Raw genomic sequence first — 24,597 nt, 5'->3', positions numbered from 1 at the left:
AAGATCGCCCAGCAAGTCATCTAAACTGGTGTCTTCCGGATCGTCATCAGGAACTGCATCGGCCAAATCGGACAGAATATCGTCACTGTCATCGGAATCCTCGACTTCAGCCACATCGGGCAACGACGCCAAAGCCTCTGCCGCAGAGCTTTCGTCGGACGTGTCCTCATCAGGAGCCATGTCAGCAAGATCGCCCAGCAAGTCATCTAAACTGGTGTCTTCCGGATCGTCATCAGGAACTGCATCGGCCAAATCGGACAGAACATCGTCACTGTCATCGGCATCCGCGACATCCGCCACATCGGGCAATGACGCCAGAGCCTCTGCCGCAGAACTTTCGTCGGCTGTGTCCTCATCAGGAGCCATGTCGGCCAGATCGCCCAGCAAATCATCCAAACTGGTGTCCAACGCCTCATCCTCTGGCGCCGCATCGGCGAGGTTTGACAAGACATCCGAGTGATCGGCCGAACTTGTGTCTTCGACCTCAGGCAACGACGATAATGCGTCTTCGAGAGTATCATCCGCTGTAACTTCTTCCGGTGCGCGATCCGCCAGATCAGACAAAACACCCGTGGTATCATCCTCGACGTCTTCATGTGTCACCTCAGGAACCGAAGACAAGGCCTCTTCGACCGACCGATCCTGTTGTGCGTCGTCAGGAGCGGATTCCGCCAAATCTGAAAGCACATCCGCAAACTCATCCTGCGGAGTGTCAGTATCGACAGCTTCGGGCAAAGAAGCTAGGGCGTCATCCACAGACCTGTCTTCCGGTGCGTCTTGCGGGGCAGCAGCGGAAAGATTTGATAAGACATCTGACGTGTCATCTGTGGGCTCTTCAATTTCAGCGTCGGGCAGAGAGGCCAAAGCATCGGCGACCGAGCGATCATCAGGAGCTTCCTCTGGCGCCATTTCGCGCAGGTCATCGAGTGTTGTCTGTGTATCTTGCTGAACAACCTGACTGCTGGCCAACGTTGCCAACAACGCAGGATCAGCCAAGATCTTCTCGATCAGCGCCTCTGCACCTGCCTTGCCATCCATATACGCCATAAGAGTAGCCAACTGCGTTCGTGCATCCAGCAGCTTCTGCAATGGCTCGATCTTGGCGGCGATCTGGGCCGGGTTGAAATCGTCCATTTTCTCGAATGTCAGATCGACCGACAGGTTGCCCTCGCCGGTCAGCGTGTTCGGCACCGCGAATTCGACGCGCGGGGCCATCGCCTTCATGCGGTCATCGAAATTGTCGACGTCAATCTCAAGAAACTTGCGATCGGATACCGAGGGCGTCTCGGCGTTGGATTTGCCGGACAGGTCGCTGAGCACGCCCATCACAAACGGAAGTTGGACCTTTTTTTCGGCCCCGTACAATTCCACGTCATATTCGATCTGAACGCGCGGCGCCCGGTTACGCGCAATGAACTTTTGCGAGTTGTCAGCCATTGCCTTGTCCTTTCAATTCCGCGACCTCGCGGCGGAGGGCTTTAACCTCGACCATAAGCTCCATCACGTGTTCGTCCACGATATCCGTTTCACTGCGAACAAGGTCCCGAAGGTGCGAAAACTCTTCCACTGACTCGTCTTCAACCGCCGACTGCATCGTGTTGACCAGTAGGCCAATGAACAGGTTCAATACCGAAAAGGCAGTTATGACGATGAAGGGGACAAAGAATATCCAGGCCGTCGGATGCACGTCCATCACCGGACGTACGATGCCCATCGACCAGCTTTCCAGCGTCATGACCTGGAACAGCGTGTAAAGCGACCGGCCCAGCGTACCGAACCAATCGGGGAAATCTGGGCCGTACATCAGCGTGGCCATGACGGCAAAGACATAGAACACGATCGAGATCATGATGATCACCGCGCCCATCCCAGGTAGCGCGTCCAGCAGCGCCTGCACCACCGACCGCATCTGCGGAATGACTGACAGCAAGCGCATCGCGCGAATAACACGCAACCCCCGAAGCGCCGACAACCCATCACGGTTAGGCAGCAAGCCAAGCGTTACAACCACAAGATCGAAAATATTCCAGGCGTTATTAAAGAAGCTCAGACGGTAAGCGTAGAATTTGAGCAGCAATTCAGCCACAAAAATTCCCAGCACGACAGTATCGATAACCCGAAGGACATGGCCAATATTGGCCTGAACCGAAGGTGAGGTGGACAGTCCCAACGTGATTGCGTTGAAAATGATCACACCCAGAATTGTGTTGGTTACCGCCTTGCGTTCGACGAACGCGCGCACGGTTTCGCGGAGCGTTTCGCTCTTCTCGATACCGTCTTCCACCCTTGCCTCCTGTCGTCTTGCTGGTGCCGAGCGCTCGTGTGATGCGCCCGGCCTTTTTAGATGTCGATCATCCTACAGCATCACTGATATTGTCGATCATACCTTTCACGGTCTTGATGTTGGTGAACATGTTCTTGGCTTCTGTCGCGATCGTTTTCTTGTCCAGCGCCTTGATCTTGTCGATGATCGCTGTGTCATCCACCTTTAGTCCGTTACCTTCCATCAGAGTGTTCATTTCGGTCAGGAAATTTTCCCGATCTTCCAGCTTTTTCGACAACTCACTGGCCGAGCGTTTAACATTCATACACTCCGCGCCCAGTTTGATGCCTTCTTTCAGGGTTTTCGAACCTCGGGCAGCCTTCATAAGCTTGTCTGCAGATGCGCCCAGGTCATCAACTTTATGCCGCGTCTTCGTCGTGTGTTCGCGATATTTCTCTCTGGCTTTCTTGGCGTCATCCGCCTTGCCTTTGACTGCCTTGGCCGCAAAATCCAGCATGTTCTTTGCGATTGTCTTGGGGTCTTTGCCTTTGGTGACTTCCTCACCCATCGCCACCGCTTTGGCGGTGAACTTCTTAATCGCTTCCAGAGGCTTTTTCACAGAAATACCCGAAGTATCCGTAATGCCCTGACGCTCTGCCGCCTGCATGATGACGCTTTCGCGCAGCTTCATGTAGTTCTGGATAGCCTTGTACAGATCCTTACGCAGTTTTTCCTCGCCCTTCAGCTGTTGCTGAAGTTCTTTGCCCAGAGAATAGACCTGCTTGGCGATGGTCTTATACGCCATCGCATCCGCACCTGAAGTTGCGACCAAACGCGCGACGGCTCCGCTGATCTTGACCACACCCATGGTCACTTTGACCGTGGTTTTGACGCGCGCTTCTTTCAGCAGCTTGTCTTTGTTGGCCTCATCTTTCAGCTTTTTTTCGATCGCCACCTGGGCCGCGCTTTCGGCGGAAGCCATGGCATTCTTGATCGACTGGTTGACGCCTTGAATTAGCTTTTCAGCTTCAGCCTGGGACTTTTTCCCAGGCGTCTTCATCAATTCGCCGACCTTCTTGTCCAGCTTGATAGCTTCTTGAGTGATGGTCTTTTCGTAATCATCCAGCACTTGCCGGCCGGCGTCTTCCAAACGTTTCAACGCCGTCGAGGGCACCGGATCGGGTTTCTTGAGCTTGCCCGATTTCGTGATTTCAAACGCCACATCGACCCGGTATTTCGGGATTTCGATGTATTCCAGCTTGGGCTTCGATCGGATCAGATCAACGACGTAAAACTTATGTTTGGTGACTGTTGTCTTTGCCATCTAGGGGGTCCTCCACTGGCGAAATTCTATTGGTTTGTGATCCGTCAAAGCGCGGTCTCGCTCAGTCAAATCCATAAGTGAAGTCGCCGTCTGTGACATTGATCACGACTTTGCTAACTTCTTGGCCATCCATCATTCTTTTCAGGAATTCAGCCGAGATATCGGGCAGCATCGTGTTGGTCACAATCGCGTCGATCATACGCCCTCCGCTATCCAATTCCTGACAGCGGTTGACGATCTCTTCGACCACCGCATCCGTGTACTCGAACGGCACACCGTGCGCCTCTTGCACGCGTTTCTTAATGCGGCCCAGTTGCAGCTTGGTGATCTCGCCCAGCATATCGGGGCTGAGCGGATAATATGGGATCGTCACCAGACGTCCCAGCAGCGCAGGTGGGAACACTTTCAGCAGCGGGTCGCGCAGCGCCTTAGCCATGCCTTCGGGTTCCGGCATCAGGTCGGGATCGGCGCACATATCCATGATCATTTCGGTGCCGACATTCGAGGTCAGCAGGATCAGCGTGTTCTTGAAGTCGATCACGCGGCCTTCGCCATCCTCCATCACGCCCTTATCGAAGACCTGAAAGAAGATTTCGTGTACGTCGGGGTGGGCCTTTTCAACCTCATCCAACAGCACAACGGAATACGGCTTGCGCCGCACCGCCTCGGTCAATACGCCGCCCTCGCCATAGCCGACATAACCCGGAGGCGCGCCTTTCAGGCTGCTGACCGTATGGGCCTCCTGATATTCGGACATGTTGATGGTGATGACGTTCTGTTCACCACCGTAAAGCACCTCGGCCAGCGCCAACGCGGTTTCGGTTTTACCGACGCCCGAGGTACCTGCGAGCATAAAGACACCGATGGGCTTGTTGGGATTGTCGAGCCCCGCGCGGCTGGTCTGCACCCGCTTAGCGATCATCTTCATCGCGTGGTCCTGACCGATGACGCGTTGGGCCAGACGGGTTTCAAGGTTCAGGATCGTTTCAATCTCATCCTTGACCATTCGACCCACGGGGATGCCAGTCCAATCACCAACGACACTCGCCACCGCCTGATGATCAACGATGGGCAAGATCAGGGGGCTGTCGCCCTGCAGTTCTTCCAACTCGGTGTTCTTGGCTTTTAGCTCCGCCAGCAGCGCATCGCGGTCGATGGGTTGTGCATCCGGCGCTTCTTCGGTCGCGGCTTCGCCCTCTGCAGTGCCGGTGCCTTCGACCTCCTGCCCGCCTGCGCGCAGCTTGGCCCGCAGGTCGAGGATTTCCTCGACCACTTTCTTCTCAGCCTCCCAACGCCCGTTGAGTTCGGCCAAACGCGTCTCCTCCGCCTCTTTTGCGGCATTCACCGCCTCGCGACGGTCGGCCACGTCATATCCGGCGGTTTCATCCCGTTCGATGATCTCCAACTCGGTGGTCAGGGCCTCAATCCGGCGTTGGCTATCATCCACCTCGGCCGGCACCGCGTGCTGAGACACCGCGACACGCGCACAAGCCGTATCCAGCAGGCTGACCGATTTGTCCGGCAACTGCCGTGCGGGGATATAGCGGGCGGAAAGCGTAACGGCCGCTTCGATCCCCTCATCCAACACCTGCACGCGGTGGTGTTTTTCCAGCATCGAGGCAATTCCGCGCATCATCAGAACCGCCTTGGGGATATCGGGCTCTTCGACGTGTACAACTTGGAATCGCCGGGTCAGAGCCGGGTCTTTTTCGATGTATTTCTTGTATTCAGCCCATGTGGTCGCGCCAATGGTGCGCAGCGTACCGCGCGCCAGTGCCGGTTTCAGCAGGTTGGCCGCGTCGCCAGTTCCTGCGGCACCCCCTGCCCCGACTAAGGTGTGGGTTTCATCGACAAACATCACGATGGGCGTCGGGCTGGCCTGAACCTCGTCAATCACCTGACGCAGACGGTTTTCAAACTCGCCTTTCATGGAGGCACCGGCCTGTAATAGGCCCACATCCAGCACCAACAGGCGTACATCTTTCAACGCGGGCGGCACGTCGCCGCGCGCAATCCGCAGAGCGAACCCTTCGACCACGGCGGTCTTACCTACTCCAGCCTCACCCGTCAGGATCGGGTTGTTCTGACGGCGGCGCATCAGCACATCGACGATCTGTCGAATTTCTTCGTCACGACCCACGATCGGATCAATCTCACCGTTGCGAGCCTGTTCGGTTAGATCGGTGCAGAACTGCTCCAGCGCCTCACCCTTGCCCATGGCACCGGGGGCCATCGCGCCGCTGGCCTCGCCCGGCTCGGCCCCGCCACCGACGTTTGAACCATCCTGCGCGCCCAGCGTGTCCTCGGGCGAGCCATCGGTGGCTTCGGCAAACTTGTCGGCCAGATCATCGGCACCGATCTTGGCCAGTTCTGGCGACATGCTGGCCAGAATGTTGCGCAACGCAGGCGTCTTCAGCATACCAAGGATCAGATAGCCGGTGCGCACCTTGCTGTCGGAATACAGAAGCGAGCCCCAGACCCAGCCGCGCTCCATCGCGTCCATCAGATGATCGCTTAGGTCCGAGATCGAGGACGCCCCACGCGGCAACATATCCAGCGAACGGGTTAGTTCGGACGCGATCTTGCCGGGGTCCAAATCATAGTGCTGGATGATGCGGTGAATATCACTGTCCTGACCGTTCAGAATCTGGTGCAGCCAGTGCTGGATTTCGACATAAGGGTTGCCCCGCATCTTGCAGAACACGGTGGCCCCTTCGATCGCCTGATAGCCCAGCTTGTTCAGCTTGCCGAACAGCGACACGCGGCTGATTTCCGTCATCTTCATTACCTCTCGTTATGGACCGGTTCAGCGGCCTCAAATTCTTGGTTCATATATCCGGGGTAGAGGATCAGATCGTCGACATCCGGACGCATTTCATCCGGGTCGTCGCGGGTTCTGATCCAGCTTGTATGGCCCAGCTGCGTTGTACCGCCTAGCGAGGCGCGTGGGACTTCGTCACCGGCCAACACCAGATTGACCTCCCAATCCAGTGTATCTCCGACATACGTGCGAAGAATGGACTCGAGCCGTTTTTGCGATAAACCTCCGGGCAGAAGGCGTTTGTAATCCTCGAAAGAGACCGGCCCCAGTCGGATGCGAAACTTGGCAGAGCGCGACCAGACCCGGTTGCCAATACTTGTGGACTGCCCCAAACGCGCGGGTCCACCCAACTGCCATGTATCGTCGGGTTCAAGTTCAAGCCAGCTGCCGACGAATTGCTGCACATGAGCCTCGACGCCGAAATAATCAGACAGAATCGCGATAAGCCCTTCGACGGTCTTGGTTCCTGATCCCAGATGTCCGGCGAAAAACCGACGCAACATGTCAGGCATTTCGTCCCGGTCATCGAACCCGTCTCCCTTGAACCCGGCCAAAGCGGCAACGCGTTGTTCGAAGGGATCATCCCCACGGTCAAAACTGGGGGCTGGTTCAGCGGCCGACCATGCCCGGTAAAGCAAACTCATCATTCGATGCGTCAGCATGTCGGTAAAGGCGACAAAGGTCGGATCTCGGTGGTTACGCAACCGGTCTCGAGCGAATTCCGTCAGATGCAGCGGTAAAGGCCCTTGCGGGCCGAAATAGCCAAAAAACAAATTGCTCAGCTTACCGGGTGCGCCGTCCGTTGCCGGTTCGAACCGGGTCAGCGTGGTGGGCGGAAAGGCCAACGACACGTCCTGACCCAGTCGCACCTTGTCTTCGTGCGGACGGCGGGATTCACCCAGACGCGGCGCGTCGGCGTAATGCGCCTCGATCACGCGAAGCGCCTGAAAGACGTGATGCCTTTCAGGATGTGCCGCCAGAGCGGCAAGCAGGTTCAAATGACCCTGCCCAGGCCCGCCGCTGGTCGCCATCTGGCAATCTCTCCTCGTCTTTCGGTCTTAAGAACAGTTTCCGTAAAGCTGTTGATGGTTGTGTACTTTCGAAAAAACCGTTCCAGTACCGCACCCAGAACATAAACACTGGTGCCCTCATAAAAGCTTTCGTCAAAGCCCAATGTGATCTCGAGCCCGCGAACGGCGGTGCTGAGAACTTCGTCGCTCATGCGCCGTACAATCGGACGGCTGCTAACGGAAACAACACCTTCTAGTTGCTTTTCCGTCACGCGGTTGCCCAGAGGGGCGTAAATTCCCAACAATTCGCGCAGCGCCCCAGCGCCGCCTTCCTTGCCGTCGCCGGCGATGGACAAGTAGTTCAGGCTCAGATGGCTGATCAGTTTCCAGGCCGCATCGCCTTGTGCCAGCGTTGCATGAGGGCGTGTGGGCGTCACCGGAGTGCGCACGGATTTGACTGGGCCCCCTTCGGGCAAGTGGAAAACATCCGCGCCTCCTGCTGCCAGAAGCATGGGAAGATCGCGGTTCGAACACAAAGCCTCGACCGCCAACTGATCCAGCGTTCCCGGATAAGGTGCTTCGGCCCGGTCTACCAGAGACAGATACACCTCGGATCCAAGATACGAGGTGCGCACGCCGCGCAGACGTTCTTTTTCATTGCGCTGACGCATACGGCGTTTGATCGTGTAGTAGGCCGAATGATTATCGCCCGCAGCCGTCAGATCAGTTTCGCTGTAGAAGGCACGAAACGGGATGTCCCCTTCCTCGTCAGACTGAATTCCAGTTACCCGGTCTATCGCGAAAATCTCAAAGTCCAGCCCTGCTGTTCGGTTAGGAACGACGTGATGTTCGATATCCATTTGGGTAATGTGCACCCGGTCGCATCTGCGACGGAACAAGTTGACGGCAGGAACAGCATTCAACGCGAACGCTGCAGGTGCGACCGCCGGAGCAACATCACGCATCCCGTCGCGCAACAGAACGTAGATGTCGACATCGGTACCCGTTGATTGCCGCAACGCTGGCTGCAACTCTGTCAGCTCTACGAACAGAAACCGTTCAGGCATTGAAAAATATTCTTGAAGCAACCGGTAGCCATCAAAGGATTGGCGCGGCGTCGGCAATAGGGCCTCTTCCCGTTCAAACCCTTTGGGAACCGCATCCGCTCCAGTCAAGCGGACGGTCCAGTCAGCACGTCGATCCGTCGACCGTCCTGTCAAACCGACACATTGTGTCGCCAGAAGTTCGTGCAGCGCCCAAGCTTTGCCGCTTTGAGTGTCCAGATGCAGTACAAGCCTGTCCAAGGCCAGCTCTGACATGGGCTCGCCATCGGTCCGATTGAGACGAAGCCTTATACCAGCCCGTGCGTCAGTTTCTTTTGCGACCCCTGCTGCGACCAGTTCACCTCGACCGTCGATATACTCGGCCTCGGTAATCTCGATGGGCCACAGCGTCATATCGGCTGAGGTCGTGAACTCACAAGCTGTCTGTTCGCCTTCGGCCAAATGCGAACGCAGCGTCGTACCACGGGGAATTTCATAACCTTCTTTTAGCGCAGCGTTGCCAATGTCAGGCTCGAATTGGGCAATCATCATCGAGGGCGTAGGGGCCAGATAATGCGGATACACGATTTCGAGAAGGTTCGAGGTAAAGGCTGGAAACTGCATGTCCAGTTCCAACTGAACCCGGGCCGCCAGAAAGGCGCTGCCTTCCAGCAACCGTTCTACATAGGGGTCGACGACCTCAATCCCCTCCATGCCCAGACGCGACGCGATCTTGGGGTAGGCGGCCGCAAACTCGGCCCCCATTTCGCGTAGAAAGGCGAGTTCGGTTTCGTAGTGCTTAAGCAACCGGGTGTCCATTACGTCAACTCCGCTCGATTGCGACTTCGCCGGTCGTTATATCTACACGGCTGCGCAAATAGAGTTCCAAGGGCATCGGTTGCGCCCACATGACGGCACGGATGTCATATTCAACATGCATTTCACCCGAGCCCTTTTCAGAACGCAAATCCACTGCAACTGAACCCTTAACGATCCGTGGCTCAAAAACCTCGATGGAATCGGAAATCGAACGCTGAATACGTTGCGCTTGTCGCAATGTGGAAAAGGCGCCCGACGTTTCGCGAATGCCATAGTTGAGGACAGATTTCGCCGCGTGCGGGTAAACGTCTTCATCGATCAGATCGGACTGATCAGTGGTGTTCAGAAGCAAAGACAAATCGCGCTGGATGATTTCCCTAAGCCTTCCGACGTCGATCACACGTGCGTCGCGACCCTCTTTTTGCTGGTCCGGCGCATCGTCCGTCAGCCGATCAAGAAGCGAAGGCTGCAGGCGTTCGGCAAGGGTCTTCTCAGCCATCTCCTGCCGTTTCCCCGGCCTCGGTGGCCACGTTCAGTACCAGTTCGCGCACATCCAACAAGGCGACATCGGATTGATCCGTTGTCAGCAGACGCTGACCCACGCCCACAAATGTATCAGAGCCCGCATCCATCCAACTTGTCGCCCGCGCCAAACGTGCTGCATCATCACCCTGCTGGGTTGTACCGGGATACCGTGTCGGGATCAGCGCAGCGACTTCTCCGCCGCTGGCGACAGTCAATGTGCACGCCGTCCAGACGGCATCGCGCAGATCACTGGGGGCTTCGATCTCTAACCGGGCAACTTGAGAAAACGGGAGCCAGAAATAACGACCGTTTACAATAACTTCCAGAACCGGACCCAGACGCATATCTGCATCAGCGATCCATTCAAATGCCTCACCGTTGACAGTTCCCGAAGTTGCAGGGGCTGCATCAAAGGCTTTCGCCCGCATTTCGGCAGCTTGCTCGAAATTGCCTCCGGCCGTCAGTTTCTGCGCTTCGATCAGGTGGGCCAGCCACTCTTCGGGCTCGCCGAAAACCATGGGTGTCTTTTCGGCTGCAAAGACCTTTTCACGGTACACTTCGCAGATGATCGCCTCGCGGTAGGTCTTGGCCATCATCGTGGCCGCCTCATCCATTTCGGCGCTCAGTTTCAACTGCGTGATTGCGCGTTTCCAGTCGCCCATAACGCACAAAAGCTGAAACAGGAAAATCCGCAGTTTGGCATCTGCGGGATTGGCGCGGATTTTGTCTTGCAGCGCAGTAAGCGTGGCAGTCAGATCGCCTGTTCTTAGATGGTCTTCCGGCGTCATGCGGGCCTCGCGTCGTCAGGATAATAATTAAAGAGGGCTTGGGCGACATGCGCCGCCAAAGCCCGGATCGTGGTGAAAATCAGCTGACGTCGCCGGTTTCCAGGTTCCACTTGAACTCGTTGCAATCGCTGAGCTTGCCGGTTTTGAAATCGGCGATCTTGTACTTGATCGAGATACCGCGATAGGCGACGGTCCAGTTTTCCGACGGGATCGTTTCCTCACCACCTGTAACCGAGTAGCTGTCCACAATGGCGTCCCGCAGAGTGAAAATCAGATAAGGCTCCATGCCTTTCTTTTCGTCATCGCCCGAGCGGCACAGGTGAATGGTCATTTCACCATTGGCTTTGCCCGATGCAGCATAAGTCATCAACTTGGCAGACGCTTTGCTGAGTTCGGTTTGCAGAGAAACCTTGCCGAAGTTTGCATTCGCATAGCCGCGTTGGGTGGTGCCCATGTCGCCCATGTCCAATGTGCGCGAAACTTCCCAGCTGACCTCTTTACAAGCGATCCAGTCAGTGTGCTGTTTTTCGCGGGCTTCACCCGGGAAGTCCATTTTGATAAAGATGTTTTCCATTTTCGTTTCCTTTGGAGATTAGAGATAGCACTGAGATATTTGAGGTTTGGATCGGCGGCAGTGAAGCACTTCACTCGCCGCCGATCTTTCTCAATTTCAGCCAGCTTTTTCAGACGGTAGCTTGGATACCAGTCGAAGGGATACGGACAGACCTTCCAGCTGGTAATGGGGACGCAAGAAGAACTTGGACGTGTAATATCCGGGGTTTCCTTCGACGTCTTCGACCACAACCTCGGCCGAGGCCAGTGGCTTGCGCGCTTTTTCGGCTTCAGCGGAAATGTCGGCGTTGAAGTCAACATATTGGTTGATCCAGTCCTGCAACCAGCTTTCCATGTCCTGACGGCTTTTGAACGACCCGACTTTGTCGCGCACCATACATTTCAGGTAATGCGCAAAACGGCAGGTCGCGAACAGATACGGCAGGCGCGCGGCAAGGTTTGCATTGGCGCTTGCATCCGGATCATCGTATTCCGCAGGCTTGTGCAGCGATTGCGCGCCGATAAACGTCGCCGAGTCGCTGTTCTTACGGTGGATCAGGGGCATCATGCCGTTTTTGGCCAGTTCAGCCTCGCGCCGGTCCGAGATTGCAATCTCGGTCGGGCATTTCATGTCTACGCCGCCATCGTCGGTCGGGAAAGTATGCGCGGGTAGGCCTTCGACCGTACCGCCGCTTTCCACACCGCGAATCCGCGAGCACCAGCCATACTCCTTGAACGACCGGTTGATGTTGACCGCCATGCCATAGGCCGCGTTCACCCAGCTATAGCTGTCGCTGTTGGCACCGCTTGTGTCTTCCTCAAACGCAAATGCCTCGACCGGTTCGGTTTTGGAACCGTAAGGCAAACGCCCCAAGAAGCGCGGCATCGCCAGACCGACATATTTGGAATCCTCGCTTTCCCGCAGGGAGCGCCATGCGGCGTATTCCGGCGTCTGGAAGATCTTGGTCAGATCGCGCGGGTTGGCCAGTTCCGACCAGCTGTCCATCTGGAACAGGCTGGGCTTGGCCCCGGTGATCAAAGGCGCATGGGCTGCGGCAGCAATCTTCGACATCTCGCCCAGCAGCTCAATATCCTGTGGGCTGTGGTCGAAATGGTAATCCGCCACCAGCGAGCCATAGGGTTCGCCCCCGAACTGGCCGAATTCTTCTTCATAGAGTTTCTTGAAGATCGGCGACTGATCCCATGCGGTACCTTTGAACTTGCGCAGGGTCTTGTGCATGTCTTTCTTCGAGATGTTCATCACGCGGATTTTCAGCATCTCGTCGGTTTCGGTGTTGTTCACCAGATAATGCAGGCCGCGCCACGCGCTTTCCATCTGTTGGAATTCTTCGTGGTGCAAGATCAGGTTGACCTGTTCGGTCAGTTTCTTGTCGATCTCGGCAATGATACCTTCGATCGAGCGCAAAGCGTCATCCGAAATCAGGCCGGTATTGGCCAGCGCCTGCTCGGCCAGCGTCTTAACCGCGCTTTCCACAGCGGTTTTCGCCTGATCCGATTTCGGACGGAATTCCTTGGTCAGCAGCGCTTCGAATTCTGAGGATCCAAACGCTGTTGCGCCTTCGGCGGCTTCTACATTGGCTTCTTGATCGGCCATCTTTTATTCCTCCTCGGCAGCGTCGCCGCCCGGTTTGGGCTGGGCTGCAAGTGTTTTCAGCAGGCTGGGGTCCTGCATGATTTTCGAAATCAGATCCTCGGCCCCGGTTTTGCCATCCATGTACGTCATCAGGTTGGACAGCTGCGTCCGCGCATCCAGCAGCTCTTTCAGCGGAGCAACCTTGGCGGCGATAGCAGCGGGACTGAAATCGTCCATGCTTTCGAAAGTGATATCCACCGCCAAATTACCTTCACCGGTCAGCGTGTTCGGCACGGTAAACGCTGCACGCGGCGCCATCGACTTCATCCGGTCATCGAAATTGTCGACGTCGATCTCCAGGAATTTCCGGTCAGCGACGGCAGGCTGTTCCACCTCAGACTTACCGGCCAAATCGCTCATGACGCCCATAACGAAGGGCAGCTGCACCTTTTTCTCGGCTCCGTAAAGCTCCACATCATATTCGATCTGAACCCTCGGAGCCCTGTTCCGGGCTATGAATTTTTGTGAACTGTCAGCCATCTGTTGCTCCTCGATTCATCCGTCAGTTTTTTGTTTCGGTCCCCGCTCCGGCGATGCCGGGCGCGGATTAAAATCCATCGTCATCATCATCTTTCAGGCCACCAATCTGGCGTACTTCGTCCAGGCCTTCCTTGGCCATGTCTTCGATGATCGTAAGAAAGTCGGCATTGACCAAGCGCTTGGCCCGCTCCAGCAAAATGGGAAGCGGGCTGGATGGCTCGCACCGCGCATAGTAGTCCATAATGCGATCCAGCATCCGGGTCACATCGTCGGGCGAATTGATCGCACCACCGCCCGCAGATGCCGGCGCTGCCGCACCACCAGTCGGGGCCGCAGAAGGCGCTGAAACGTTTGCCTCTACCATGTCATCGGCAGAAACCTCACCAACATCGGCATATTGAGCCAGTGCTTGCTTGATGCTCTTGAGCGCCACAATCAAAGGATCCAGATCGGGGCCTTCGCCTGGCGTCTTGTCCGAGAACACAGCGTCAATCGCGCTGACATCCTCTAGCGCTGACGAAACCGCATCGGCATTTGCAGACAGCACCTCGTCATCGGTGTCTTTGAAGGCTGCAGCAACGCTGTTGGCGTCCGGGATGTCGTCCAGATCGGCGGGCATATTGATCCGACCATCCACAACGTCCAAGTGACGCAGAGTCATGCGCCCAAACATACGGCTGTCCGTCAGACCCGTGCGGCGCAGCGCTTTTACCATGCGATCCGACGAAGCCAGACCACGCACCGCGTTGATCCGCATAGTCGCATCGCCATCATCTTCGTCCAGCTCGGGGTGACATGTCTCCCAGAAATCTTCGAGCAGGGATTTGATATAATTCAGAGAGGTCGCAAATGCAGGCAGGCCCTTGGTGTGCAATACGGCCTCGGCCAGATAAACCGCGGCACGCAGGTCATGGCTTTGCTCCATGATCGCCAGCGCTTTGGACTCGACATCGCCCCAGTCCTGTTCTTCGGCAGCGACGACCTCGTCACCCATTTGCCGTTCTTCGCCTGGCTGCGCGGCTATTTCCAGATCGGTAAACGCCGGATCATATTCCAGGTTTTCGCCGCTCGGCTGGTCTTCGTTTCTGGGCTCCAGATAAGACGATAAATTCATACTCTCCCCAATAACGTGACGGTTGAGAACCGCTTTTTCGTTTGTTGGCACCGCTTAACGTGATGTTCCCGACTACCAATATGAACTATTTCACAGAGTGACAAAACTTGCACACATTTCACGTTTTAAGCCCAGTCATTGTGTTGAATCAGCCGCACACCCGGCACAAAGTCAAACCTTAAAAATACGTTTTTTTTACGACATTGCTTGGCCGCTACGGTGGGCAACAGCGATTTTTCTTTTGGCTGACGGATTTAGATGTAGTTGCAATGTATTTTTTTCTTCTTGCCTGCGGTTCAATGCTGCAATGATTGCTCAAAGTCGGACGAAGCGGTGTTTCGGAACCACGGCGCAAGCCCGCCAATCGGGAATGGGGAGAAGAATGAGAACAAGACTTATTGCAGCCATCGCGCTTTCATGTGCAGCTTTAATGGCCCAGGCGGACGAAAGCAGGCTTTCAATCGAGCTTAACAAATTCGAACCTGGCGAAGCAGGAGGCTGCCGCGCATTTTTCCTTTTTCGCAATCAGACAGACAACAGTTTCGAAGAATTTGAAATGTCGCTCGCGATCCTTGACAAAGATGGGGTGATCGACCGGCTTCTGTCGATTGACGCCGCCCCTCTGCCCGTTCAGCGGACCACTCTGAAACTGTTCGAAATCCCCGAAATTGAGTGCTCGGATATTTCTGAAATTCTGTTGCACGACCTGCCTGCATGCAAACCGCAGAATTCCGACCCTGTCGATTGCTTCCCGCTTCTGGCGCTGGACAGCAAGACCGCTGCCAATCTGGCGCAATAAGTCATGCCGGGCTTGGAAAACTTGGGCACCGGAGGCCCAATCATCGCCATTCTGGGGCTGCTATCCCTGCTGTCTCTGACCGTAATCGTCGTCAAAGTGATCAAACTGGCCCCTGTCAATTCGGGCGGACCAGTAAGGGACGCAGCTTTTGTACAATGGTCCAAGGGCGAACGGCAAGCAGCGCAGCAGGCTGTCGCCGCGGGCAAATCCCCAGCGGACCGGGTGTGTGCCTACGCGATGCAGGGGCTTATCGACGGCTTCAAAGGCCCCGCCTTAATGGCCGAGCTGACACGGCGCGGCAATTTGGAATTTGCCACAATGATCAGCTGGATTCGCGTGCTGGAATTAATTGCAATGATCTCACCCCTGCTGGGTTTGCTGGGTACAGTGACCGGCATGATCCAGTCTTTTCAAGAGCTCGAGCTGGCACAGGGCGCTGCAAATGCCTCGGTTCTGGCAGGTGGTATATGGCAAGCACTTTTGACGACTGCAGCAGGGTTGGTGGTCGCCATTCCAGCCGCGATTGGGGCTTCATTACTATCAGGTCGGGCCGAAGCCGGCGCACAATCCATCGAGAACGCAGTGGGCCAACTCATGGTATTGGAGGAGCGCGGCGCGCATTAGGAAGATGTCGATGGACAGCGATCTCAGCCTGAACAGACGCAAGCCAACCCGGCCATTGATCTCGCTGGTGCCGATGATCGACGTCATGTTGATCTTGCTGGTGTTCTTCATGGTTACGTCGACGTATTTGAACCTCGACATGATCCCGGCGCTGGCGCAGCGCGACAGCCCCGCACAAGGGACGACCGGAGAGGGCACAGCTGAAACGTTACTGATCCGCATAGGCACGGACGGAGCCCCGTTTCATCAGGGCCAAGCGGTATCTCATGATGATTTGTCCGACCTATTGACCCGACGCCTAAGCCGAGACCCCGGTCTTCAGGTCATCGTGCTGCCTACCGGAGGGGCCAGGCTACAATCTCTTGTATCGGTCATGGATACAGTCACCCAGGCCGGGACAGTGAACATGCGCGTGGTTCGACTGGAGGCTAGCCCGTGAAAATCACCCGCCCTGCCCCACGCCACCACCCCGAAACGATCATTGCCCTGATCGACGTTGTTTTCTTTTTGCTGGTCTTCTTCATGCTGATCGGACGTATGGATGCCACGGCACCCTTTGACGTGGCTCCGCCCGTCGCGGTGACCGGCGCGGACATGCCCGCAGGCGGCATCACAATCTCGGTGGCAGCAGATGGCATAATCGCATTGGACGGTGAGACCGTAGCGCCGGAAGACATCGAGCGTCGCGTTCAGTCGTTGCTGGTGGCTCAACCAGACATTCTGATCCGCATCAATGCGCATCGCGAAGCAACTTTACGATCAATCCTGCCCCGTATTGCTCAGTTTGAGGCTATGGGCGCTCGCGATGTGGTGTTGGTAGTAACCCCTCCGGGATCGCCGCAATGATCCGGGGGACCGTCTTATGGGGTATCGGGCTGGTCGTTTCACTCGCCCTGCATGTCGGAGGCGCCATTGCCCTTATCTGGAGCGTCGAGCCCGAACCGGTTGATGAACAGCCGGTTCCCGAAACACAAATGCAGCTGTCGGCCCACCGGGTAAAACAAAGCGAGGCCGTTGAATCTCAACCAGACTCAGAAACCGCTCAAACCGAGGACGCCTCGGGCGCGCAGCTGGGCCAAAGCACGATCCGACAGTCAACAGCGACTGCAGCTCAGCTTCCTCAGCAGCTGGTTGCAGTGACTATTCCGGACACCGATGCTTTGTCGGCGTCTGAGGCAAAGCTCGACCCCGCACAGTCCGTTTCCGCCACATCTCAGCCACTGCAAGCGACAGCATTACCCGCATCACAGTTGGTCTCTGCTTCGGTACAGGCCAATCCGGTCTCATTGAAGCAACCGCTGGCGCAAACCGTGCCCCCGGCGCTACCCACTACGGACGTCTCACAATCCGTGCAACTCCAACCCGTCGTCCTGACACAAACGGTTCCCGACATCCCGCAAACTGCAGCATCCGAGGTGTTTTCCACCTCTGGCGACGGACCGATAGACCCGGTCTCATTGGCCGCGATCCAGAGCTTTATGCAGCCGGAAGATGCCGGAAAATCGGCCGAGAACCTGCGCGACGGGATCGATGGACTTTTGGCGCAAGTCCCCTGCGCACGGCTGCAGGTTCAGTTTCAGCCAGACACAAACACTTTGCAGCTTATTGGACATATCCCCGAGGATGGATTGCGTAACCCGGTTCTGGCCGCTCTTCAGACGCAGATGGGTTCCAACATCCAGGTCGAGGACAAGTTGCGCATCCTGCCGCGCCCGCAATGCGGCGCACTCAGCGGAATAGCCGATATTGGCTTGCCACAATCAACGGACCAGATCACCAATCCACTATTGATTGGGGAAGACGTTCACGCGCGTGCGTTTCGCTATGTGAACGGTCAACAACTGGTTCTTGATTTGACCGGAGCAGACTACGACGCATACGTCTATGTCGACTACTTTGATGCCCAAGGGCAAGTCATCCATTTGCGACCGAATGCATCGACCCCGATGCAGCCGACACTCGCAAATTCCGCATTGCGCGTGGGCGCGGCCGCGCCGGGTGATTCCGGCCTTTTCATCACGATAGGTCCACCCTACGGACAGGAAATCGCCGTCGCCTTTGCTGCGTCAGATCCGCTATACCAAGAGGATCTCCCACTAATCGAACCGGCAGATGCTTACCTTAAGTTCCTCAAATCTCGCGTCGCCGAAGCTCGGGTCGTCAACCCTGACTTCAAAGGAGAGTGGGTCTATTTCTTTATCACCACAGCCGAGCGATAGAGACGCATCAAATCCGTGATCTAAGCAGAAGGACCTGCTCCCTTTACCCCGATGCTAATCCTGAACGCTGGAACTTTGGATCTACGCAGACTGTGCCGTTCTGATCTTGGCAACTGTTTGCTGAATATCCAAAATTTTGTTTTCCAATTCCGGGGCATTCAGAGAACCCTCACTGGTCAAGGTATCCTCTACAGCGCGCAGCCAGCAATCGAAGTAAGCCGTTTCCACGGCCCGTGCCGTACCTGCACTGTTGCGCCTTTCCATTTCAGTGATCAGGGCCGAAAGGCGGGATTGGAACGTCGTCCAAGGGAAATGCCCTTGTTGGACCATGGCCACGACAAGAGCAAATATCCGAGTCTGCCATGGAGCAAGGAACAAAGGGCCGTTTTCATCCAGCCCGGGGATCGAGCGGCGGACGTTTTGCAACGCCACGTCATGGGCGTCACACATCGTCAAGATAACTCTCCCAAAGATCAAGACAGACGCAACCATTGGCGTCTGCAGCACTGCCCCACAAATCCCTGGACGAAAATTCAACCGTATAGCAATGCTGAGGATCAGGGCCTTGCCCGCTTGCCATCGAGTCGGCGAACTGAAACACCCCCATATCGGCGATGACCTTCCCGACGTGGTTTCGCACATAACGAGGAACCCTCGTGTGACCAACGGGACTGTTGGCCAGAACGCGCACTGACTGACCGATGGCAAAGCGTGGCGTGGCGGTGGTTGGGGGGAATGTCATCTCGGCCCCTGCCTTGGTGGCAGCCAATATGTCAGCCAGACCGACCGCCGGATGATCACCCTGCGGGATGTCGAACCGTTTCAGACCCGACGCGACTTCCTGCGGGTCAACCAGACCCGCAGCTTGTACCAGCGCAGTCGCGGCCACGGTCCATTTTTCGAAGTAATCCAGCCGCAGGTAATCTGCGGGGGCAATCCGTTCGATTGCCGCGCGGTGTTCGTCGGCGCAGAAGGGCACGGACCAAGCCAAAGCCTCGGTCAGGGCAAAAGCGCGCTTTTGCCATTCGTGGTCAAAGGCTTGGTCCTGATCGCAGGGAACCGGTCCAAACCCATGCATCCCGCCCATATCATGAATGCCGTCCATCCCCTGCCCCTAAACCAAAGCCGTGCCGATCATGCCGTTGCGGGTGACACGATCAGCCAGTTCTGCCGTGGAAAGCCCCTCGGTCTCGTCGGGGCGGCATGGCAGAACCAGATAGCGGATCTCGGCCGTGCTGTCCCAAACCTTGATCTGCACCCCTTCGGGCAGGCTGACACCAAATTCCGCCAGAACCGCACGAGGTTCACGCACTACACGCGACCGGTAGGCGGGGCTTTTGTACCATGTGGGCGGCAGGCCCAAAACCGGCCATGGATAGCAGGAACACAAGGTGCAAACGATGACGTTGTGAACCGCGTCCGTGTTTTCGACCACCCGGATATGTTCGCCCTGGAACCCGCTGAACCCCATCGCATTGATCGCCGCGGACCCGTCGCGCAGTAGCCAGTCTTTGTATTCCGGATCCGTCCACGCACGCGCCACCACAGCCGCGCCGTTGCGCGGGCCGGTTTCGCGCTCATAATATTCAACGATACTGTCCAGCGTTTCGGGTTTGACCAACCCCTTGGCCACCATCAGCTCCTCCAGCGCGCGCACGCGCAGGGCGGGGCCTTCTTCCAGAGGATCGTGATCATGGGGCATGGCTCGGTTACTCCATCGCGCCGAGAATACGAGCGAGGTTCGAGAACCGCGCGATCAGGGCGAAAATCACGATATTTATCACCATGAAGATCACCGCAATCGACGCAATAACCGGCGTGTAGCCATAGCGCAGGGCGTTGAAAATCTTGATCGGCAGTGTCTCGACCGAGAAGCCCACGGTCATAAGCGCGATGATGTATTCATTCAAGCTGAGGACAAAGCAGAACGCAAACCCCGCAAAGGCAAAGGGGGCGGCAATCGGCAGGATCACCGTGCGGAAGACAACGGCGTTTGAGGCGCCCATGGTCTGGCTGGCCTCGATCAGCGCGTGATCGACGCTTTCCAACCCCAGAGAGATCGTCACCAAAGGCAGGGCCAGCAGGAAAACCGCATGGGCAATGATGACGTTGATCATCAGGCCGTTCAGCCCAATCCCGGTGAAGAACAACAGGAAGGCCAGCGCCATGATGACGGGCGGCAGGATAAACGGTGCCACCCCAAGCGCCAGCAGCGCCTTGGCATACCGCAGCCCATAGCGCCATGCGAAATAGGCCACCGGCATCGCGATCAGAACCGAGAGGCTGGCCGAGGCAAAGGCGATGAACAGCGAATTTTTCAGCGCCGTGAACCAGTCATTTGCCACGAAAACCTCGGCATACCAGCGGAAGGAAAAGCCGCGCGGCGGGAAGGCCAAGAACTTTTTGGCGTTGAACGAAACGGCCGCAATCACAAGGATCGGCCCGATCAGATACAGCGCGAATAGCGCCAGATAGATACTGCGCAGAGCCCTCATGTCTTTTTCCCCGAGAATTTCGTGACCAGCCAGATCACCGTCGCGCTGAGAACCAGCAACACCACTGCCAGCGCTGAGGCAAAGGGCATATTGAAATTGAATATCGCCTGATCCGTAATCAGCACTGACAGCGTCCAGTGTTCGGGCTTACCCAGAACCTGCGGCACAATGATGGCCCCTAGCGTCAGCACGAACACCGTCACCCCGCCCGAGATGATCGCAGGCCGCGTAACGGGAATGATCACCGTGAAAAACGTCCGCAAAGGCGAAGCCCCAAGCGTGCGCGATGCCTCGATCAAGTTTTTGTCCAACCGGCTGAGCGCGGGAAACAGCAGCAAGACCGAAAACGGCACGGTCAAATAGACCAGCGCGGCGACCACAGCGCCTGCCGAGGGGGTCATGGCAAAGCTTTTCTCAATCACCCCGATCCAGACAAGTATGTTGGCCACGCCTGCGGTGCGGGACAAAAGGATTTGCCAGCTGAAGGCGATCAGCACTTCGGACAGGGACAGCTGCGCCAGAATGTAGATCAACCAAAAGGTCTGCGAGCGCGGAGGGAAAGTGGTCAGGAAATAGGTGAAGGGATACGCGATCAGCAGGCTCAGCACTGCGATCAGCGCGCACAGACCTGCTGAGAACAACGCCCGTTCGATATAGAACCAGGTCAGAAATCGTTCAAAATGCTGGAGGTCAAAGCTGGTGGCATAACCTCCGTCATCGGTAGGCGTGGACACACTGGTCAGCAGGATCAGGACGAAGGGGATCACAAAAAACGCCCCGATCATCACCGAGGACGGGATCAGCCCGATATAGCGGGAAAGCGCGCTTGTCTGCATTTCGCCCTCCTATACCGCCAACACGCTGCAGGCCGTAGCAGGCATTTCAACATGGACCTGATCACCCACTTTCACATTGGGCCAGTCCTTTGGTGTCAGGACCGAGATCACCTCGTGCCCGGCGCAATCCACCAAAATCTCGATCGTGGCGCCGATATCGCGCACGAATGTCACCGTACCGGTGACTGAGTTGGCCACATCCACGTCCGAGGGATGATGCACGAACACCTCTTCGGGGCGGGTCATCAGCAGAACGTCATCGCCCTTGGTGAAGGTTCCAGTGTTGCCGTCCACCGTCAGATCAACCCCGTTCACATGTACACGGTCAGGCCCTGACATCTTGGCAGACAGCAGGTTGCTGGTGCCGATGAAACCGGCCACGAATTTGTCGACCGGGGTCTTGTAAATCTCCATCGGGGTGCCGGTCTGCAGCACCTGCGCCTTTCCCATGACCACGATCTGATCGGCCATCGTCATCGCTTCGGTCTGATCATGAGTGACGACGACAGTGGTGATCCCAAGCTCTTGTTGCAGCTTGCGCAGCTCGATCTGCATGACCTCGCGCAGATTGGCATCCAGCGCTGACATCGGCTCATCCAACAAAAACACATGTGGGTTCAGCGCAAGGGCCCGTGCGATGGCGACGCGCTGACGTTGACCGCCCGACAGCTGCGAGATTTTGCGGCCCTCAAGCCCCGGCAGGTGCACCATGTCCAGTAACTGCCGCGCGCGATCCTCGCATTCTGATCGGGAATGGCCCCGAATGCGCATCGCATAGCTGATGTTTTCGCCAACATTCAGATGCGGAAACAGCGCAAAGGACTGAAACACCATGCCGATATTACGCTGATGCACAGGCACGCCGGTCAGGTCCTGATCCTCGAAACGGATCGTGCCTTGCGTGGGTTCGTCCAGCCCGGCGATCATCCGCAGCAGAGTGGTCTTGCCACAGCCAGACGGACCCAGAAAACAGATCATCTCGCCGGTATTGAACTGAAGGTTCACATCTTTAACGGCCGTCACAGTGCCGAATTTCTTGGTGACGTTTTCGATGCTTAAACCTGGCATAAGGGTCTTTTCTTTCAACAAGGGAAGCGGCCCGCCCCACCTGCGCGGGACGGGCCAGTGTCGTGAGTGGTGTTAGCCCGCGATCATCTGGTTCCAGGTGTCGGAAATCCAGTTGGCATGCTCTTTGTAGACATCATACCGCGGAACGATTGGAGCCTCGGGGCTGCTCACCGCGGCGAGTTCTTCGGCGGTCAGATCGGTCAGGCTCGGGTCGATCACAGGAGCGGTGCCGACATTGCGCGACAACAACGCCTGCGTTTCGGGCGCAGCGATGAAGTCGATAAATGCGTGGATCTCATCCAACGGTTTGGCGTGTTCAGGCACGATCCAATAGCCCGAGTCCACGATCCCACCCTCTTTCGGGAAAGTCGAGACAACCGGGAAGCCTTCGGCAGCGGCCAGACCGGCCACGTCGTGATAGTACTGGCCCATCGGAATCTCACCGTCCTGCAGCGCTTGCTGGAACGCGCCTTCGTCCTTGTACCAAAGCCGCACATTGGGCACTACTTCGGACAGCTTGTCGAACACTTGTTGGATGCCATCTTTGGTATCAAGTATGTCCGTTCCACCAAAGAAAGTCGTCGCCGTTACCTCAAGCATGTACGAGTTCGAGGCCAGACCCAGAAGACCGATCTGATCTTTGTATGTCTCATCCCATAGCGCGGCCCAGCTGTCAGGAGCCTGCGGGATTTCGTCCGAATTGGTGCACAGCGTGATATACCAAGACACCGCGCCAACACCGAACAGGTTTCCGTCGTCATATCTGTCCTGGAACGTGTCGGTCATGTTGGCAAGGTTCGGGATTTTGGTGTCGTCCAGCGCCTTGAACACTTTCTGATCCGCCCCTTGACTGCGCGGAATACCCGCCATCAGCGACACATCTGCCGGGGCGGTTTTGGCGCGGGCAGCGTTCTTGATCTGAACCAGCCATGTCTCGCCGGTAGGAACGGCGACCGAGTTCACTTCGATCCCAGTGGCCTTGGTGAATTCGGGGAAGATGAACTGCTTGAAGCTGTCTTCAAAGAACCCACCATAAGTTCCAACCTTGAGCGGCTGCGCCGCCTGAACGATGGCTGGCGCGGCCAGTGTGGCAGCCCCAGTTGCGGCGGCGGTGCCTAGAAATCGGCGACGAGAAAAAGTGGTTGGCATTGTGATCTCCTGTTGGTTTTGTTCAGTTGGCCCGGTTTTTGGGCAGGACGCAAAGCATTTCATAGGCCAGATTGGCCCCGATCAGCGCGGTACAGCCGCTGACATCATATTGCGGCGAGACCTCGACCAAATCTGTGCCGACAAGGTTCAACCCTGCACACCCGCGCACGATTTCCAGCGCCTGAATATTGGTCAGCCCGCCCATTTCGACCGTCCCGGTTCCGGGCGCGTAGGCCGGGTCCAGACTGTCGATATCAAAGGTCAGGTAGGTCGGCACATCCCCGATCCGCGCGCGAATGTCCTGCATCAGGGGGGTCAGGGATTTGTGCCAGCACTCCTCGGCCTGAATGACAGTAAAGCCTTGATTGCGGCCCCAGTCAAAATCATCGGGCGCGTAACCCGTCCCCCGCAGGCCGATCTGGAACACCTTGTCATTCTGCAACAGCCCATCTTCGACCGCACGGCGGAACGGAGTGCCATGGGCGATCTTTTCGCCAAACATCTCGTCATTCGTGTCCGAATGCGCATCCACATGGATCAAGGCCACCGGACCGTGTTTGCGGGCGATCGCGCGCAGCACCGGATAGGTCAGCGTGTGATCTCCGCCCAGTGTGATCGGAACCACATCGTGGCTGAGTATCTCATCATAAGCCTCGGTGATGATGTCCATGGTTTTCTTAAGATCAAACGTGTTGATCGCCACATCGCCAATATCGGCCACCTGCATCTTGGCAAATGGTGCCGCGCCCGTGGCCATGTTGAAGGGCCGCAACATGCAGCTTTCGGCGCGGATCGCACGTGGCCCGTGACGCGTTCCCGTCCGGTTCGAGGTGCCGATATCCATCGGAATGCCCACGAAACAGGCGTCCAGTCCGGCGGCGGTTTCCTGCGCGGGCAGTCGCATCATTGTCGTGCCGCCTCCGAAACGGGGCATGTCATTGCCGCCCAGGGGTTGGTTGTAACGCGGCGCGGTCGTGTCTGGCATTATGGTTCCTGCAGCTGAGGTCATACGAA

General features: G+C 56.8%; 24 protein-coding genes and 1 pseudogene. 5 read left to right on the top strand and 20 right to left on the bottom strand.

The features are described 5' to 3' along the window. Positions 1-960: 960 nt before the first annotated feature. From tssB (AC2FNR_RS04195) to tssA, 12 genes and pseudogenes are all read right to left on the bottom strand, one after another. Positions 961-1,437, bottom strand: a pseudogene (tssB, locus tag AC2FNR_RS04195) (type VI secretion system contractile sheath small subunit); the annotation flags it as partial. After that, complete coding sequence (locus tag AC2FNR_RS04190) at positions 1,430-2,284, bottom strand: ion transporter (RefSeq protein WP_496848153.1); 855 nt, start codon at positions 2,282-2,284, stop codon at positions 1,430-1,432. The pseudogene tssB (AC2FNR_RS04195) and the gene AC2FNR_RS04190, both read right to left, overlap by 8 nt. A 67-nt stretch (positions 2,285-2,351) precedes the next feature. Further along, on the bottom strand, positions 2,352-3,587 hold the full coding sequence (locus AC2FNR_RS04185; RefSeq protein ID WP_170356380.1) for a hypothetical protein: 1,236 nt from the start codon (positions 3,585-3,587) through the stop codon (positions 2,352-2,354). A 61-nt stretch (positions 3,588-3,648) separates the two neighbouring features. Beyond that, complete coding sequence (gene tssH / locus AC2FNR_RS04180) at positions 3,649-6,366, bottom strand: type VI secretion system ATPase TssH (RefSeq protein ID WP_496848170.1); 2,718 nt, start codon at positions 6,364-6,366, stop codon at positions 3,649-3,651. Between the two features lie 5 nt (positions 6,367-6,371). Then, a complete protein-coding gene (gene tssG / locus AC2FNR_RS04175) occupies positions 6,372-7,439 on the bottom strand; it encodes a type VI secretion system baseplate subunit TssG (protein ID WP_170356379.1) in 1,068 nt (355 codons plus the stop codon). Next, on the bottom strand, positions 7,403-9,280 hold the full coding sequence (gene tssF, locus AC2FNR_RS04170) for a type VI secretion system baseplate subunit TssF (protein ID WP_496848152.1): 1,878 nt from the start codon (positions 9,278-9,280) through the stop codon (positions 7,403-7,405). Before tssF ends, tssG begins: the two co-directional genes overlap by 37 nt. 4 nt (positions 9,281-9,284) lie before the next feature. Beyond that, on the bottom strand, positions 9,285-9,779 hold the full coding sequence (gene tssE / locus AC2FNR_RS04165; RefSeq protein ID WP_170356377.1) for a type VI secretion system baseplate subunit TssE: 495 nt from the start codon (positions 9,777-9,779) through the stop codon (positions 9,285-9,287). Next, positions 9,772-10,593 (bottom strand): type VI secretion system accessory protein TagJ, encoded by an 822-nt coding sequence (locus tag AC2FNR_RS04160; protein ID WP_353391761.1) that lies wholly within the window; start codon positions 10,591-10,593, stop codon positions 9,772-9,774. The genes tssE and AC2FNR_RS04160 overlap by 8 nt, the downstream gene beginning before the upstream one ends. Before the next feature lie 79 nt (positions 10,594-10,672). Next, the gene (locus AC2FNR_RS04155; RefSeq protein ID WP_170755842.1) at positions 10,673-11,167 is read right to left on the bottom strand and encodes an Hcp family type VI secretion system effector; all 495 of its coding nucleotides are present in this window, start codon (positions 11,165-11,167) and stop codon (positions 10,673-10,675) included. Positions 11,168-11,263: 96 nt separating this feature from the next. Then, positions 11,264-12,760 carry a type VI secretion system contractile sheath large subunit gene (tssC, locus tag AC2FNR_RS04150; protein ID WP_170356374.1) on the bottom strand — a complete coding sequence of 499 codons (1,497 nt, stop codon included), beginning with the start codon at positions 12,758-12,760 and terminating at the stop codon, positions 11,264-11,266. A 3-nt stretch (positions 12,761-12,763) separates the two neighbouring features. Next, the gene (gene tssB, locus AC2FNR_RS04145; RefSeq protein WP_170356373.1) at positions 12,764-13,279 is read right to left on the bottom strand and encodes a type VI secretion system contractile sheath small subunit; all 516 of its coding nucleotides are present in this window, start codon (positions 13,277-13,279) and stop codon (positions 12,764-12,766) included. Positions 13,280-13,346: 67 nt separating this feature from the next. Then, on the bottom strand, positions 13,347-14,393 hold the full coding sequence (gene tssA, locus AC2FNR_RS04140; protein ID WP_496848151.1) for a type VI secretion system protein TssA: 1,047 nt from the start codon (positions 14,391-14,393) through the stop codon (positions 13,347-13,349). 382 nt (positions 14,394-14,775) lie between these two features. On the opposite strand from tssA, the gene AC2FNR_RS04135 reads away from it, so the two are divergent. From AC2FNR_RS04135 to AC2FNR_RS04115, 5 genes are read left to right on the top strand one after another with little or no spacing between them, the layout of a single operon-like run. Then, positions 14,776-15,192 carry a hypothetical protein gene (locus AC2FNR_RS04135; RefSeq protein ID WP_170356421.1) on the top strand — a complete coding sequence of 139 codons (417 nt, stop codon included), beginning with the start codon at positions 14,776-14,778 and terminating at the stop codon, positions 15,190-15,192. Positions 15,193-15,195: 3 nt separating this feature from the next. After that, positions 15,196-15,816 carry a MotA/TolQ/ExbB proton channel family protein gene (locus tag AC2FNR_RS04130; protein ID WP_496848149.1) on the top strand — a complete coding sequence of 207 codons (621 nt, stop codon included), beginning with the start codon at positions 15,196-15,198 and terminating at the stop codon, positions 15,814-15,816. 10 nt (positions 15,817-15,826) lie between these two features. Next, positions 15,827-16,255, top strand: coding sequence for an ExbD/TolR family protein (locus AC2FNR_RS04125; RefSeq protein WP_170356370.1), 429 nt, complete (start codon positions 15,827-15,829; stop codon positions 16,253-16,255). After that, positions 16,252-16,662, top strand: coding sequence for an ExbD/TolR family protein (locus AC2FNR_RS04120; protein ID WP_170755837.1), 411 nt, complete (start codon positions 16,252-16,254; stop codon positions 16,660-16,662). Before AC2FNR_RS04125 ends, AC2FNR_RS04120 begins: the two co-directional genes overlap by 4 nt. Beyond that, complete coding sequence (locus AC2FNR_RS04115) at positions 16,659-18,035, top strand: DUF4384 domain-containing protein (protein WP_496848147.1); 1,377 nt, start codon at positions 16,659-16,661, stop codon at positions 18,033-18,035. The genes AC2FNR_RS04120 and AC2FNR_RS04115 overlap by 4 nt, the downstream gene beginning before the upstream one ends. Positions 18,036-18,116: 81 nt before the next feature. On the opposite strand, the gene AC2FNR_RS04110 is transcribed toward AC2FNR_RS04115, so the two are convergent. From AC2FNR_RS04110 to speB, 8 genes are all read right to left on the bottom strand, one after another. After that, complete coding sequence (locus AC2FNR_RS04110; protein ID WP_496848168.1) at positions 18,117-18,485, bottom strand: nitrile hydratase accessory protein; 369 nt, start codon at positions 18,483-18,485, stop codon at positions 18,117-18,119. Then, positions 18,478-19,140: a nitrile hydratase subunit beta gene (gene nthB / locus AC2FNR_RS04105; RefSeq protein ID WP_496848145.1), complete on the bottom strand. Its 663-nt coding sequence runs from the start codon at positions 19,138-19,140 to the stop codon at positions 18,478-18,480. The genes AC2FNR_RS04110 and nthB overlap by 8 nt, the downstream gene beginning before the upstream one ends. 9 nt (positions 19,141-19,149) lie before the next feature. Beyond that, positions 19,150-19,737, bottom strand: a complete 588-nt coding sequence (nthA, locus tag AC2FNR_RS04100; protein WP_496848144.1) for a nitrile hydratase subunit alpha — start codon at positions 19,735-19,737, stop codon at positions 19,150-19,152. A gap of 7 nt (positions 19,738-19,744) precedes the next feature. Then, positions 19,745-20,530, bottom strand: a complete 786-nt coding sequence (locus AC2FNR_RS04095) for an ABC transporter permease (RefSeq protein ID WP_170755832.1) — start codon at positions 20,528-20,530, stop codon at positions 19,745-19,747. Beyond that, positions 20,527-21,366, bottom strand: coding sequence for an ABC transporter permease (locus AC2FNR_RS04090; RefSeq protein ID WP_496848143.1), 840 nt, complete (start codon positions 21,364-21,366; stop codon positions 20,527-20,529). Before AC2FNR_RS04090 ends, AC2FNR_RS04095 begins: the two co-directional genes overlap by 4 nt. A 9-nt stretch (positions 21,367-21,375) precedes the next feature. Next, positions 21,376-22,434: an ABC transporter ATP-binding protein gene (locus AC2FNR_RS04085; protein WP_496848142.1), complete on the bottom strand. Its 1,059-nt coding sequence runs from the start codon at positions 22,432-22,434 to the stop codon at positions 21,376-21,378. Positions 22,435-22,506: 72 nt separating this feature from the next. Next, on the bottom strand, positions 22,507-23,583 hold the full coding sequence (locus AC2FNR_RS04080; protein ID WP_496848140.1) for an ABC transporter substrate-binding protein: 1,077 nt from the start codon (positions 23,581-23,583) through the stop codon (positions 22,507-22,509). Positions 23,584-23,605: 22 nt separating this feature from the next. Continuing rightward, entirely contained in the window at positions 23,606-24,568 is a 963-nt protein-coding gene (gene speB, locus AC2FNR_RS04075; protein ID WP_170356360.1) for an agmatinase, read from the bottom strand. Between the last annotated feature and the right edge of the window lie 29 nt (positions 24,569-24,597).

It is taken from the genome of Ruegeria sp. SATB045 (assembly GCF_059613525.1).
Note: the sequence above shows the minus strand (reverse complement) of the source record. Positions and strands in the feature narration are given on the sequence as shown.